Annotated in this window: 15 protein-coding genes; 10 read left to right on the forward strand and 5 right to left on the reverse strand. The window is 65.8% G+C overall.

Translation table 11 applies throughout. The features are described 5' to 3' along the window. Positions 1–60 precede the first annotated feature (60 nt). The 4 genes from GO608_RS17310 (at position 61) to GO608_RS17325 (ending at position 4,361) form a co-directional block, all read left to right on the forward strand. A complete protein-coding gene (locus GO608_RS17310) occupies positions 61–519 on the forward strand; it encodes a copper chaperone PCu(A)C (RefSeq protein ID WP_425532309.1) in 459 nt (152 codons plus the stop codon). Continuing rightward, positions 509–2,620: a TonB-dependent receptor gene (locus tag GO608_RS17315; protein WP_169197625.1), complete on the forward strand. Its 2,112-nt coding sequence runs from the start codon at positions 509–511 to the stop codon at positions 2,618–2,620. The genes GO608_RS17310 and GO608_RS17315 overlap by 11 nt, the downstream gene beginning before the upstream one ends. Positions 2,621–2,685: 65 nt before the next feature. Beyond that, a complete protein-coding gene (locus GO608_RS17320) occupies positions 2,686–3,894 on the forward strand; it encodes a sialidase family protein (protein ID WP_247003269.1) in 1,209 nt (402 codons plus the stop codon). Beyond that, positions 3,891–4,361, forward strand: coding sequence for a TlpA family protein disulfide reductase (locus GO608_RS17325; RefSeq protein ID WP_169197623.1), 471 nt, complete (start codon positions 3,891–3,893; stop codon positions 4,359–4,361). Before GO608_RS17320 ends, GO608_RS17325 begins: the two co-directional genes overlap by 4 nt. A 137-nt stretch (positions 4,362–4,498) precedes the next feature. Here GO608_RS17325 and GO608_RS17330 read toward each other — a convergent pair whose 3' ends face one another. Beyond that, positions 4,499–6,142, reverse strand: a complete 1,644-nt coding sequence (locus tag GO608_RS17330; protein WP_169197622.1) for an electron transfer flavoprotein-ubiquinone oxidoreductase — start codon at positions 6,140–6,142, stop codon at positions 4,499–4,501. A gap of 167 nt (positions 6,143–6,309) precedes the next feature. Here GO608_RS17330 and GO608_RS17335 point away from each other — a divergent pair, with 167 nt between their 5' ends. The 6 genes from GO608_RS17335 (at position 6,310) to ftsB (ending at position 11,705) form a co-directional block, all read left to right on the forward strand. Further along, positions 6,310–6,714, forward strand: coding sequence for an acyl-CoA thioesterase (locus GO608_RS17335; RefSeq protein WP_169197621.1), 405 nt, complete (start codon positions 6,310–6,312; stop codon positions 6,712–6,714). 69 nt (positions 6,715–6,783) lie between these two features. Then, positions 6,784–7,326, forward strand: coding sequence for an isochorismatase family protein (locus tag GO608_RS17340; RefSeq protein WP_169197620.1), 543 nt, complete (start codon positions 6,784–6,786; stop codon positions 7,324–7,326). Positions 7,327–7,431: 105 nt separating this feature from the next. Next, on the forward strand, positions 7,432–9,069 hold the full coding sequence (gene pyrG / locus GO608_RS17345; RefSeq protein ID WP_169197619.1) for a CTP synthase: 1,638 nt from the start codon (positions 7,432–7,434) through the stop codon (positions 9,067–9,069). 10 nt (positions 9,070–9,079) lie between these two features. Beyond that, on the forward strand, positions 9,080–9,919 hold the full coding sequence (gene kdsA / locus GO608_RS17350; protein ID WP_169197618.1) for a 3-deoxy-8-phosphooctulonate synthase: 840 nt from the start codon (positions 9,080–9,082) through the stop codon (positions 9,917–9,919). A gap of 65 nt (positions 9,920–9,984) precedes the next feature. Further along, positions 9,985–11,274: a phosphopyruvate hydratase gene (gene eno / locus GO608_RS17355; RefSeq protein WP_169197617.1), complete on the forward strand. Its 1,290-nt coding sequence runs from the start codon at positions 9,985–9,987 to the stop codon at positions 11,272–11,274. 155 nt (positions 11,275–11,429) lie between these two features. Then, entirely contained in the window at positions 11,430–11,705 is a 276-nt protein-coding gene (gene ftsB, locus GO608_RS17360) for a cell division protein FtsB (RefSeq protein ID WP_169197616.1), read from the forward strand. Positions 11,706–11,807: 102 nt separating this feature from the next. Here ftsB and GO608_RS17365 read toward each other — a convergent pair whose 3' ends face one another. From GO608_RS17365 to GO608_RS17380, 4 genes are all read right to left on the reverse strand, one after another. Beyond that, positions 11,808–12,347: a C40 family peptidase gene (locus GO608_RS17365; protein ID WP_169197615.1), complete on the reverse strand. Its 540-nt coding sequence runs from the start codon at positions 12,345–12,347 to the stop codon at positions 11,808–11,810. Positions 12,348–12,447: 100 nt separating this feature from the next. After that, positions 12,448–12,801 (reverse strand): MliC family protein, encoded by a 354-nt coding sequence (locus tag GO608_RS17370; protein WP_169197614.1) that lies wholly within the window; start codon positions 12,799–12,801, stop codon positions 12,448–12,450. A gap of 10 nt (positions 12,802–12,811) precedes the next feature. Next, the gene (locus tag GO608_RS17375; protein ID WP_169197613.1) at positions 12,812–13,519 is read right to left on the reverse strand and encodes an SIMPL domain-containing protein; all 708 of its coding nucleotides are present in this window, start codon (positions 13,517–13,519) and stop codon (positions 12,812–12,814) included. Between the two features lie 260 nt (positions 13,520–13,779). After that, a complete protein-coding gene (locus GO608_RS17380; RefSeq protein WP_169197612.1) occupies positions 13,780–14,322 on the reverse strand; it encodes a gamma carbonic anhydrase family protein in 543 nt (180 codons plus the stop codon). Positions 14,323–14,380: the final 58 nt, after the last annotated feature.

The following is a 14,380-nucleotide window of genomic DNA, read 5'->3' on the forward strand; positions in this document are numbered from 1 at the left end:
TCGGCCGCGCGAGCCTGTCAGGGCGGCTTGCGCGCCGATTTGCGAATCGATGGAGTGAACATGATGAAGAAGACCCTTGTAGTCAGCCTCTTTTCTGCCGTGCTGGCGGGCCCCGTACTCGCCCAGGTACAGGTCGAAGACCCCTGGGTGCGGGCGACGGTCGCCCAGCAGAAAGTCACTGGCGCCTTCATGCGCCTCACCGCGGCACAGGACGCGCGGCTCGTCTCGGCGGACTCGCCCGTCGCGGGAAAAGTCGAGATACATGAGATGGTGATGGACAACGACGTCATGAAGATGCGTCGAGTGCCCGCGGTCGAGCTGCCGGCCGGGCAGGCCGTCGAGCTCGAACCCGGCGGGCATCACGTGATGCTGTTCGACCTGAAGCAACCCGTCCGCGTGGGCGACACGGTGCCGCTGACGCTGGTCGTCGAGAGCGGGGAGGGCAAGCGTGAGTCGATCGAGGTGGCGGCACCCGTGCGGCCGTTGAACCCGGCGGGCCGGGGGACTCATGGGCATTGATACTTGGCGCAATGCGCTGGTGCTGTCATGCATCGGCGCGGCGAGTGGCGCCGCTGCGTCCGATGACGCTGCCACCGTTCTCGAACAGGTGACGGTCACCGCGACACGCGAAGAGGCGCGACTCGTCGAAACCCCGGCCTCGGTCGGCGTTGTCAAGGGGGAGGACATCGCGCTGGACAAGCCCGCCCACCCGGCGCAGGTGATGAGCCAGACACCGGGCGTCGCGGTCGCGGTGACGAACGGGGAAGGCCACACGACGGCCATCCGCCAGCCGTTCACGACGAGCCCGGTCTATCTGTTCCTCGAGGACGGCATCCCGTCACGTTCGACCGGTTTCTTCAACCACAACGGCCTGTACGAGATCAACATCCCGCAGGCCGGCGGCATCGAAGTCAATCGCGGCCCGTCGTCGGCGCTTTACGGGTCGGATGCGATCGGTGGCGTCGTCAACGTGCTGACGCGCACGCCGCCGACGAAGACGGAAGCGAACGGCTCGATTGAAGCCGGCGAGCATGGCTGGCGGCGGGCGTTGCTTGGTGGCGGCAGCGGCTATGCCGACGGCGGCTGGCGGGCCGACCTGAACCTGACCCGGACGGAGGGCTGGCGCGACGACACCGGCTACGACCGCACGAGCGGCACGCTGCGCTGGGATCACTTCATCGGCGACAGCACCTCGCTGAAGACTGTGCTGGGTTTCTCCGAGATCGACCAGGACACCGGCGCGAACTCGCCGCTCGTGCGTGATGACTACCGGCACGATCCGACGAAGAACTACCTGCCGATCGCGTTCCGCAAGGTCAGCGCGCTGCGCCTGTCGACGAACTATGAACATGAGACGGCCGACTCGCTGCTGTCGATCACGCCGTACGTGCGCGACAACAGCATGGATCTCCTCGCGAGCTTCGCGCTGCGCTTCGACCCGACGATCGCCGAAACCGGCAACCGTTCGTACGGGCTGATGGCGAAGTGGCGCCGGGACTTCGCGCCGCTGCGCGCGCGCCTGATCGTCGGCGTCGATTTCGACCTGAGCCCGGGCGAGCGGCGCGAGAACCGCATCGACGCCACGACGCGCGGTAGCGGCGCGAGCCGGGAGTTCATCGCCTACACGGTCGGTCCGCGCATCTACGACTACGACGTCGAATATCGCGGCATTTCGCCGTACGTCCATGGCGAAATCTCGCCGACCGACAAGCTGCGGCTGACCGCCGGCCTGCGCTACGACGACATGCGCTACGAGCTCGACAACAAACTCGGCGCCGGCGAGGTCGTGCAGGTCGGGAGCAACTTCTACGGCCAGGCGGGGAACACCCGCGTCAGCTATCGCCGCGCGACGCCGAAACTTGGCGCGACGTACGCGCTCGGCGAGAACACGCATTTTTTCGCGTCGTACAACCAAGCTTTCCGCGCTCCGTCCGAATCGCAGATCTTCCGCCCGTCGCGCGCCGGGAGCCTCGAAGCCGCCCGCGCCCTGACGCAGTCGGCGCTCGAGCTCGACGCGATCAAGGCCGAGCAGTACGAGCTCGGCGTGCGCGGCGTCGTGGCCGGCCTGTCGTACGACCTCGTCGCGTACGAGCTGACCAAGCGCGACGACATCGTCAGCCAGCGCGACCCGGTCACGACGCAGACGATCACGACGAACGCCGGCGAGACGCGCCACCGCGGCGTCGAGCTCGGGCTCGGTGCGCCGCTCGCGAGGCAGCTGCGGCTGGATCTCGCGTTGTCGTACGCACGGCACGAGTTTGTCGACTGGGTGACCGCGCAGGGTGACTTCGGCGGCAAGGAACAGCAAAGCGCGCCGCGGCTGATGTCGAATGCGCGGCTGACGTGGACGCCGACCGATGCGTTCCGTGCCCAGCTCGAGTGGACGAGGATCGGCTCGTACTGGCTCGACGACAGCAACACCGTGAAGTACGGCGGACACGATCTTCTGAACCTGCGCGGTAACTTCGCGCTGACGTCGGCCGTTTCGCTGTTCGGCAGCGTCAACAACCTCACCGACCGGCGTTACGCGGACAGCGCGCAGCTGTCTACGGGCAGCACGCCGGCCTACTCGCCAGGCTCGCCGCGCACGATGATCGCGGGAGTCGAGGCGAAATGGTGACCGTCGGGACGGTGACCGCGCGAGAGCCTGCGCGCATGGGCGCCGGCAACGGGGAGGGTGCGGCAATGACGATGAAACGAAAGGGCAGAGTGGGCCGGTTTGTCGCCATGATGCTGCTCGCGCTGGGATGCGCGACGGGAGCTTTCGCGCAGCATGCCGATCACGCGGCCGGGAAAACCGCTGCGGTTCGGCCGGCGAAGCCGGAGCTCGGCACGAGCGCGGCATTCGGCCCGGACGGCGTGCTGTACGCGGTTTCGAAGGATGGCCAGCACGTCGTCCTCCAGCGCAGCGCCGACGCCGGGGCGAGCTGGGACGCGCCCGTGACCGTCAATGCCGAGCCGGAAGCGATTTCCGCCGACGGCGAGAATCGCCCGAAGATCGCGTTCGCGCCGGACGGCAGCGTGCTGGTGTCGTGGACGCGACCGCTGGCGAAGCCTTTCACCGGGGAGATCCGTTTTGCGCGCGCGGATACCGGGCAAGGCTTCGGCGCTCCGATCACCGTTCACCGCGACCGCCAGGAGATCACCCACCGCTTCGAGACGATGACGGTCAGCGGCAGCGGGCAGGTCGTGCTCGCGTGGATCGACAAGCGCGACCTGGAAGCCGCGCAGGGCGCGAAGCGGGATTACCGCGGCGCGGCGATCTATGCGGCAGTGTCCGACGACGGCGGGCGGACGTTCCGGCCCGAAGTGAAGGTCGGCGACCATTCCTGCGAGTGCTGCCGCATCGCGATCGCGAACGATGTGGACGGCTTGCCATTGATGCTGTGGCGGCACGTGTTCGAGCCGAACGAGCGCGACCATGCGCTGGCGAAGCTCGGCCATGACGGGACGCCCGGTCCGGTCGCGCGCGCAACATTCGACCACTGGCGCGTCGACGCCTGCCCGCACCACGGTCCGTCGCTCGCGGTTTTCGGTGACGGCACGCGTCACGCAGTGTGGTTCAACGAGAAGGACGGCGAGGGGCGGGTGTTCTACGGCCGCCTGAAAGAGGGGCGCGTCGAGGGACAGCGCACGGTCGGCGGCGAACGCGCCGCGCACGCCGACATCGCTGTCGGCGGGGAGCGCGTCGCGATCGTGTGGAAGGAGTTCGATGGCGAACGGACGCAGCTGCGTGCGGAGGTGTCCGACGACAACGGCGGGCAGTTCCGCAGCCTGTCGCTCGCCGCGACCGAGGGTGCGTCGGACCAGCCGCGGGTGATCCGGCGCGGCGCCGAGCTGCTTGCGTTCTGGCGCACTCGGAATGAAGGCATGAAAGGGTACTGGCTGCGATGAAACGACTGAAAAACCTGCTGGCGGCAATCCTCTGGATGAGCGCCGCGACGTGTTCGGCGAACGACTTCGTGCCGCTCCACCGGGCGGCTGCCACGGCGGTCGCCGATCCGGCCAGCCACGCCCGGCCGACGATCGTCGCGCTGTGGTCGTCCGAGTGTGTGCACTGCAAGAAAAACCTGAAGCTTTTCGCGGAGATGGCGAAAGCGCATCCGCGCCTCCAGCTGATCACGGTCGCAGTCGAGCCGGCCGACGAAGGACTCGCCGCGCCGCTCGACCGCGCCGGAGTCACGGGGAAGCGTTTTGCCTACGGAGACGAGTCGCCCGAAGCACTCGCCTATGCGCTCGACGCGAAATGGCGCGGCGAACTGCCGCGGACGCTTCTTTTTGACGGACGCGGGGCAAGGGAGGCGGTGTCGGGCGTCGTCGCGGAGGCGGTAGTGCTTCGCGCGCTCGGCTTGCAGAAATAGCGCCAGTCGGGAGGCGGGGACTGTGCGATGCGTGGCGCACGACAGGGCGCGGAAGTCCTGCGCACACGGTGCGGCACGCCGGGAACGACGTGTTACATCGCTTCCGTCACCGACAATCGTGACGGAAGTGCACTCGATCACATCCCCTGATAGATCGGTCCTTCACCGCCCTGCGGCACGACCCAGTTGATGTTTTGCGTCGGGTCCTTGATGTCGCAGGTCTTGCAGTGCACGCAGTTCTGCGCGTTGATCTGCAGCCGCGGGTGGGTGCCGTCCGGATCGCGCACGATCTCGTACACGCCGGCCGGACAGTAGCGCTGTTCGGGCGCATCGTACTTCGCGAGGTTCACCGCGATCGGGATCGACGCATCCTTCAGCTGCAGGTGGCAGGGCTGGTCTTCCTCGTGGTTCGTGTTCGACAGGAACACGGACGACAGCTTGTCGAAAGTCAGCACGCCGTCGGGCTTCGGATAGGCGATCTTGTAGCACTCGGACGCGGGCTTGAGCGCCGTGTGGTCGGCCGTGTTGTGCAGCGTCCACGGCGCCTTGCCGCGAAACACCTGCTGGTCGATGCCGAACAGCAAGGAGCCCATCCACAGGCCTTTTTTCATGTAGGGCTTGAAGTTGCGCGTCTGGTGCAGTTCCTCGTACAGCCAGCTCGCGCGGAACGCTTCGGGGAACGCGGCCAGTTCGTCGCGGCTGCGCCCGGCGGCCAAGGCGCCGAAAGCCGCTTCGGCGGCGAGCGCGCCGGACTTGATCGCAGCGTGGCTGCCCTTGATGCGCGCCGCGTTGAGGAAACCTGCGTCATCGCCGACGAGCGCGCCGCCCGGGAACACCAGCTTCGGCTGGCTCTGCAGCCCACCGGCCGTGAGCGCGCGCGCGCCATAGGCCAGACGCTTGCCGCCTTCGAGGAACTTGCGGATCTCGGGGTGCGTCTTGTAGCGCTGGAACTCCTCAAACGGCGCCAGATGCGGGTTCGTGTAGTTGAGCCCGACGACATAGCCGACGGCGACGAGGTTGTCTTCGAGGTGATACGCGAAGCCGCCGCCGTACGTGGCGCTGTCCATCGGCCAGCCGGCGGTGTGCACGACCAGGCCGGGCACGTGCCGGTCGGCCGGCACTTCCCACAGCTCTTTCAGGCCGATACCGTAGGTCTGCGGGTCGATGCCGTCGCGCAGGCGGTACTTTTCCTCGAGCTGCTTGCCCAGATGGCCGCGACAGCCTTCGGCGAACAGCGTGTATTTGGCGTGCAGCTCCATGCCGGGCTGGTAGGCCGGGCCGGGCTCACCGTCGCGCGTGACGCCCATGTCGCCGGTCGCCACGCCCTTAACCGCGCCGCGCTCGTCGTAAAGAACTTCCGCGCCGGCAAAGCCCGGATAGACTTCGACGCCCATCGCTTCGGCCTGTTCGCCGAGCCACTTGACGACGTTGCCCAGCCGCACGATGTAATTGCCCTGGTTCAGGAAACAGGCCGGCAGCAGGTTGTTGGGCACTTTGCGCCCGCCGGTCTCGCTCAGGAAGATCACGCGGTCTTCGGATACCTGGGTATTGACCGGCGCGCCCTGCGCTTTCCAGTCGGGAATCAGTTCGGTGAGCGCGCGCGGGTCCATCACTGCGCCCGACAGGATGTGGGCGCCGATCTCGGAAGCCTTCTCGATCAGGCATACCGCCAGCTCCGTGCCTTTCTCGCTGGCGAGCTGCTTGAGCCGGATCGCCGCCGCCAGCCCTGCCGGGCCGCCGCCTACGATCAGGACATCGAATTCCATTGATTCGCGTTCCATCCTATTCTCCATTTGTGTCCGCGATTGTTGGTCTGTAGTCGAGCGAACGGCAGTGTAATACACGCTCGAGGCACGACGCAGACGCGGGATCGCTGCGCAGCCGTCGAAAACATACGGAGCCGTATGTTACATTAGCTGCCGGTTCCAACCAACAGGACACTGTTTTCATGGAAGATACTCGCAACCTTCAGCTCACGACGAAGATTCCGGTACGCTGGGGCGACCTCGACCGGTACGGTCACCTGAACAACACGCTGTATTTCCGCTATTTCGAGCAAGCGCGGATCGAATGGATCGAGCAGAAGGACTTCCGTGTCGATCCCGACGAAGCCGAAGGCGTGGTCATCGTTCATGCCGACTGCACGTTCCTGATCCCGGTGAATTATCCGGCGACGGCGGTCGTCAAGGTGTTCGCGGGCGAGCCGGGACGCAGCAGCGTGATGAACTGGTACGAACTGTATGTCGAAGGCGACGATCGGCTTTTCGCGACCGGTTCGGCGAAGCTCGTGTGGATCGACAACCGTACCGGCAAATCCCTCCCGCTGCCGCCAAAGCTGCGCGAAGGGTTGTAATGCGTCGTTCTTCGCCTGCTGCACGCTCACGCTTGGCGTACCCGGGCGGACCCCTTTGAGGAACATCGAATGCTCATGAATCCCGCCACCTCCGCGCTCCTCGTCATCGACGTCCAGGAGCGCCTCGCTCCGGCGATCCACGACGGCGAGCACGTTGCCCGCAACTGTGCGTGGCTCGCCGGCCTTGCGGCGCGCGTCGGCGTGCCTGTCGTGGTGACCGAGCATTTCCCGGCAAAGATCGGCGCCACGCTGCCGGCGGTCGCCACTGCCGCGGCGGGCGCCGAGTTCGTCACGAAGGAATGCTTCTCGGCGCAAGCGGACGGCTGCCTCGGCAGGACCGCCGCGGACGCCCGGCGGCAGGTCATCGTCTGCGGCACCGAGGCGCACGTGTGCGTGCAGCAGACCGCGCTCGAGCTGCGCTGGGCGGGCAAGCAGGTGTTCGTCGTCGCGGACGCGTGCGGTTCGCGCAATCCTGCCGACCGCGAGCTCGCTTTTGCGCGTATGCGCGCCCATGGCATCGAGATCGTGTCACGCGAGATGGTCGCGTTCGAGTGGCTGCAGCGCGGGGGCACGGAACTGTTCCGCGAGATCAACCGCGACTTCATCCGCTGACGCCAGCGCGGCGGCGGGGCGCCGGGTAAGGAAGGGCCGCTCAGGTTGGCTTCCGGACCGGCGGCCTCTTCGGTTATCATCGCGCTTTCCCGCAGCAGCGTTCCCATGACCAAATACGTCTTCGTAACCGGCGGTGTCGTGTCCTCATTGGGCAAAGGCATCGCAGCGGCCTCGCTCGGGGCCATTCTCGAATCGCGCAGCATCAAGGTTACCCACCTCAAGCTCGATCCGTACATCAACGTCGATCCGGGCACGATGAGTCCGTTTCAGCACGGCGAAGTTTTCGTTACCGAAGATGGTGCCGAAACCGACCTCGATCTGGGCCACTACGAGCGCTTCACGAGTGCCCGGATGGGCAAGCGCAACAACTTCACGACCGGGCAGATCTACGAGGCGGTGATCAAGAAGGAACGGCGCGGCGAGTATCTCGGCAAGACGGTGCAGGTGATCCCGCACATCACCGACGAGATCAAGCAGTACATCAAGCGGGGCGCGGAAGGCGCCGAAGTCGCGATCGTCGAGATCGGCGGCACGGTCGGCGACATCGAGTCGCTGCCGTTCCTCGAAGCGATCCGCCAGATGGGCATCGAGGAAGGACGCAACAGCACCTGTTTCATCCATCTGACGCTGATCCCTTACATCCCGACTGCCGGCGAGCTGAAGACCAAGCCGACCCAGCACTCGGTGAAGGAGCTGCGTGAAATCGGCATCCAGCCCGACATCCTGCTGTGCCGCGCGGATCGCCCGGTGCCTGCCGACGAGCGGCGCAAGATCGCGCTGTTCTGCAACGTCATGCCTGAAGCGGTCATCGAGTGCCTCGACGCGAACTCGATCTACAAGATCCCGGGCCAGCTGCACGACCAGATGCTCGACGAGATCGTCTGTCACAAGCTGAACATCCTCGCGCGCGCAGCCGACCTTTCGGTGTGGGAGAACCTCCTTCGCGCGCTCGAAAACCCGAAGCACACCGTCGATATCGCGTTCGTTGGCAAATACGTCGACCTCACCGAGTCGTACAAATCGCTGATCGAAGCCGTGTCCCACGCCGGTATGCACACCGAAAGCAAGGTCAAGATCCACTACATCGACTCCGAGGACATCGAGCGCGACGGCTGCGCGGTGCTGGAGAAGATGGACGCGGTCCTCGTGCCGGGCGGCTTCGGCAAGCGCGGCACCGAAGGCAAGATGGCCGCGATCCGCTTTGCGCGCGAGAACAAGGTGCCGTATCTGGGCATCTGCCTCGGCATGCAGCTCGCGGTGATCGAATTCGCCCGCGACGTCGTCGGCATGGTCGGCGCGCATTCGACCGAATTCGAGCGCGACACGCCGTATCCCGTGATCGGTCTCATCACCGAATGGCAGGATCGCAGCGGCAAGGTCGAAAAGCGTAGCGAAGCGTCGGATCTCGGCGGCACGATGCGCCTCGGCGCGCAGGTCTGCCATCTCGTCGAAGGCTCGCTCGCCCGCGAAGTGTATGGCGCTGCCGATATCGTCGAACGCCATCGCCACCGCTACGAAGTCAACAACACGCTCCTCGCCCGGCTCGAAGAGAAGGGCCTGCGGGTGTCGGGCCGCGCGCCGGGCACCGACCTGTGCGAAATGATCGAGCTGCCGGACCATCCGTGGTTCGTCGGTTGCCAGTTCCATCCGGAATTCACGTCGAACCCGCGCAAGGGGCATCCGCTGTTCACGGCCTACGTGAAGGCGGCGCTCGCGCGCAAGGCGGCCGCGACGTCGGCCTGAAGGAGTGGCAATGAAACTTTGCGGATTCGAGGTCGGCCTCGACAAGCCGTTTTTCCTGATCGCCGGGCCGTGCGTCATCGAATCGCGCGACATGGCTTTCGAGACCGCCGGAGCGCTAAAGGAAATCTGCGCCGAGCTCGGCATCCCGTTCATCTACAAGTCGTCGTACGACAAGGCCAACCGCAGCTCCGGCAAATCGTACCGCGGCACGGGGATGGAAAAAGGCCTGGAGATTCTCGCCGACGTGAAGAAGCAGCTCGGCGTTCCGGTGCTCACCGATGTGCACGCGATCGACGAGATCCCGGCAGTCGCGGCCGCCGTCGACGTGCTGCAGACGCCGGCGTTCCTGTGCCGCCAGACCGATTTCATCCACGCCGTCGCGGCTTCCGGTCGTCCGGTGAACATCAAGAAAGGCCAGTTCCTCGCGCCCGGCGACATGAAGAACGTCGTCGACAAGGCGCGCGAAGCCAACGGCGGCGCGGACACGATCATGGTCTGCGAGCGCGGCGCGTCGTTCGGCTACAACAACCTCGTGTCCGACATGCGCAGCCTCGCGATCATGCGCGAGACCGGCTGCCCGGTCGTGTTCGACGCGACGCATTCGGTGCAATTGCCCGGCGGGCAGGGCACGGCTTCCGGCGGCCAGCGCGAATTCGTGCCGGTGCTGGCGCGCGCGGCCGTCGCGGTCGGCATCGCCGGCCTCTTCATGGAAAGCCACCCCGATCCGGCGAAAGCGCTGTCGGACGGCCCGAACGCGTGGCCGCTGCCGAAGATGAAAGCGCTGCTCGCGACGCTCAAGGAAATCGACGCGCTGGTGAAAGCGCACGGTTTCATGGAGATGGCCGGCTGAGCTTCGCCGCGCACCGCAGACTGCGGTGCCAAAGTTTTCGATTCCCAAGAACGAGAGGAAAAACCATGAGTGCAATTGTCGATATCATTGCCCGCGAAATTCTTGATTCCCGCGGCAACCCCACGGTGGAAGCCGATGTCCTGCTCGAATCGGGCGTCATGGGCCGGGCCGCGGTGCCGTCGGGCGCCTCGACCGGATCGCGCGAGGCGATCGAACTGCGCGACGGCGATGCCGCGCGCTATCTCGGCAAGGGTGTGTTGCAGGCGGTCGAGAACGTCAACACCGAGATTTCCGAAACGCTGATCGGCCTCGACGCCGAAGAGCAGGCTTTCATCGACCGCACGCTGATCGAACTCGACGGCACCGAGAACAAGTCGCGCCTTGGCGCGAACGCGACGCTCGCGGTGTCGATGGCCATCGCGAAGGCCGCCGCGGAAGAGGCCGGCCTGCCGCTGTACCGCTATTTCGGCGGCTCCGGCCCGATGGCGATGCCGGTGCCGATGATGAACGTCATCAACGGCGGCGCGCACGCGAACAACAGCCTCGACATCCAGGAATGCATGATCATGCCGGTGTCGATGACGAGCTTCCGCGAAGCGCTGCGCTGCGGCGCCGAAATCTTCCATCACCTGAAGAAGCTCACCGACAAGAAAGGCTATCCGACGACGGTCGGCGACGAAGGCGGCTTCGCGCCGAACGTCGGCAGCACCGAGGAAGCGCTGAATTTGATCCAGGACGCGATCGCCGCCGCCGGCTACGAGCCGGGTCGCGACGTGCTGCTCGCGCTCGACTGCGCCGCGTCCGAGTTCTACAAGGACGGCCAGTACGTGCTCGCCGGCGAAGGGCTGACGCTCTCCTCCGAAGGCTTCGCCGACTACCTGGCGACGCTCGCCGACCGCTTCCCGATCGTCTCGATCGAGGACGGCATGGCCGAGAACGACTGGGCCGGCTGGAAGACGCTGACCGACAAGCTCGGCCGCCGCCTGCAGCTTGTCGGCGACGATCTCTTCGTGACGAACACCCGGATCCTCGAGCAGGGCATCGACCAGGGCGTCGCGAACTCGATCCTCATCAAGATCAACCAGATCGGCACGCTGTCGGAAACCTTCGCCGCTGTCGAGATGGCCAAGCGCGCCGGCTATACCGCAGTGATCTCGCACCGCTCGGGCGAAACCGAAGATTCGACGATTGCCGACATCGCGGTTGGCCTGAACGCGATGCAGATCAAGACTGGTTCGCTGTCGCGCTCGGACCGCATCTCGAAGTACAACCAGCTGCTGCGCATCGAGGAAGATCTCGGCGACACCGTCAGCTATCCGGGGCGCCGCGCGTTCTACAACTTGCGGGTGCGCTGAGCGCAAACTCGCGCGGCTGGCGTTTTGGCGGTCGCTGCAGCATGACATGACTGGGGCTGGCGCTCATCCGCCGGCCCCGTTTTTTCCACTCCGATGAATAACGCTGCTCCGCCTCCACGGATCCGTTGGCGGGCTTTTCGGCAAGACCTTCGAATATGCGTTGGCCCGTGATCGTTCTCGCCGTGCTGGTGATCGTCCTGCAGTATCCGCTTTGGCTGGGTAAAGGCGGCTGGCTGCGCGTGTGGGACGTGGATCGCCAGTTGCAGGCGCAGCGTGAAACCAACCAGCGCCTCGAGCAGCGCAACGCGGGACTCGAGGCGGAAGTGCGCGACCTGAAGTCGGGCAACGAAGCGGTCGAGGAGCGCGCGCGCTTCGAGCTCGGCCTGACGAAGCCGGACGAGATCTTCGTCCACACTCCGCGCAAGCCGTGATCGATCCGGGAGGCCGCTTCCCGCCCCGATTTCTCGCGTCCGGACCTGCGTTTTATCGCCCGATCTGACTGACGCTTGGCTGTTGCGTCGCGAGGCGTTCAGTCAATTGGCCGCGACGAGCCTGCGCGCGCCGTCGATCCGGCTCCTGAAATACGGGTTGTCCAGCAGTTCGACGCGGACCCGCCCGCGGCTCGACGGGGCATGAACGAACCGGCCGTCGCCGAGATAGATTCCCATGTGCGAATGCCGCTGGTTGCGCGTATTGAAGAAGACGAGGTCTCCGGCCTGCAACGCGGGAATGGGGATCGGGCGGGTCAGTTGCGCGATCTGCGCCGCGTTGTGGGGCAGGCGGCGGCCACTGATCTGCTCGACGATGTAGCTCACCATGCCGCTGCAATCGAGCCCGGCTTCCGGGTTGCGGCGGCCGAAGCGGTAGCCGGTGTCGAGCAGGCCGAGGGCGAAGATCACCATCTCCTGCGAATGAAGGGGATCGTCGAGCGAGAAATAGCTGCCTTCTTCGCGGCGAGATGCCGCGCCGGTCGCCGTGGCCGGGCCGTCCGTGGGGAGGCTGCTGCATGCGGCGAGCAGTGCGGTCGCGAGGACGGCGAGGAGTCCAGCCGAAGCGGGTGGGCGAGCGGGCACGACGGGAATCCCTGATCGGTTTGGCGAAAGATATTCGACGCGTCGCCTGCGCGTCTACAGAAAACGACGATTTGGGGGGAGCAGTCGTTTCCTGGGGGGCTCAGAGGCGCTGATCCTGTGCCCTGCAATCGACGCTGGTTCCCCAGCCCGGGCGTTCGAGTTGCGCTTCCGCGCCCTGCAGGCGAAATACCGTGTGGCCGTCGGAATATTTTTCGCCCGACCCCGCCGGCTGAACGGCCAGTGCGAAGATGCCGGCTCCCGTGCGCAGGCGAATGTGGTCGCGCAGGTATTCGACGGTAAAGCGCTCGCCGCCGGGACAGGCATAGCCGACGACGCGCGAGGCGTCGCGGGTGTAGGCGGTGCTCGCGAGCATGCCGGTGGCACCGCTCAATGCGACCAGCAATGCGATGCGGATTTTCAGGTTTGCTGCGCCGGGGCGCGGGATGTTCGTCATGGAATTCCGCTTACTCGCTCAGTTCTATCGTGCCGCTGACCGTCACGGCAATTTCGCTTTCGCCCGCTTCGATCGCGACGGGGGCGGCCTCTGCGGCGAAGGCGGTGGTTTTCATCATCGGCCGGACCGGCGGGGACTCTCCGCCATAGCCGATCGACAGGTGGCGGATGCGATACGGCTTGCCGAGCGTCCCGGCGACCGCTTCGGCCCGCGCCTGGAAAGCCCGGATCGCGTCGCCTGCCGCCAGGTCCGCGACGCTCCTGCGTGTTTCGGGCGCCGGTTGCATCGCGAGACCGGACAGTGCGAGCTTGCCCTGGAGCTTGCCGAGCAGCTCCGATAGCGCCGGCAGGTCGCGGCTCTCGAGCTGGATCTCGGAGCGCATCCTCCAGCCTTCGATCCTTCGGCCTTCCTTGCCATAGACCGGAAAAGTGCTCGTGCCGGAACTCCTGGCCTTGACCGCCGGGTAAAGGCGCACCTGTTCGAGAGCCGAGGCGATCACCGCGTTGACCTGCGTCGCCAGCGGTGCGGGATCCGCGCCGTCCGCTTCGAAATACAGGCTCGCGATCGCCAGGTCGTTCGGCGCCGGCCGGCTCGCATCGGCCGAGAGGTCAACTGTCGGGACGACTCGTTCGGCGTGGGCGGTGGCGGAGGGTGAAGCGGCGAACATGACGAGCGCGAGCGGCAGGGCGAGGAAGTGTCGGGTTGCGCGATGTGCCATGGACGTAGCCGCAATCGGATGGAATGGAGGTGGCGTCGATTTTGCGCCGCGGCGGAAGCGCTCAGGCGCGCAGTGTATAGACCATTCTCCACCCTTCGCGAGCGGAGATGTAATTCCGTGTAAGTATCAGTATCCGCGGATACGGGAGAACAGCGTGCTTTTTCGCTCGGTCGGCAACTCGCCAGCGCCCGGACACAGAGTGCGGCCCGCGTGCGAGTATCCGCGGACCAACGCACGCGACGGGTGTTGCAACGGGAAAGTTACTTCACCGATTTCAACGGGTTGATATGGCGCGACTCCGCCGCATACATCTTTGCATTGGCAACGTAGTTCGCCGCGTTCGTGTGCAGCCCGGCGATGTCCTCGTCCGACAGTTCGCGGATGATGCGTCCCGGCGAGCCGACGACGAGCGAGCGGTCGGGAATCACCTTGCCTTCCGGGATCAGCGCATTTGCGCCGACGATGCAATTCTTGCCGATCACGGCATGGTTCAGCACGACCGCGTTGATGCCGATCAGCGAACCGTCGCCGACCGTGCAGCCGTGCAGCATCGCCATGTGGCCGACAGTGACGTTCGAGCCGATCGTCAGCGGCACGCCGTCGTCGTTGTGCAGGATCGAGCCGTCCTGGATGTTCGTGTTGTCGCCGATCACGATCGGGTCGTTGTCGCCGCGGATCACGACGTTGTACCAGATGCTCACATTGCGGCCGGCGTGCACCTGGCCGATTACCGTTGCGTTGTCTGCAACCCAGCAGCCTTCGCCAAAATCGGGAACGCGTTCGCCGAGGGCGTATATCGCCATTCTTCACTCTCCATCGGGGCCGGGCGTCCAAGCGCCGGCAGCCCGCAATGATAACAGG

The organism is Aromatoleum buckelii, assembly GCF_012910785.2.
In the GTDB taxonomy this organism is placed as follows: Bacteria; Pseudomonadota; Gammaproteobacteria; order Burkholderiales; family Rhodocyclaceae; genus Aromatoleum; species Aromatoleum buckelii.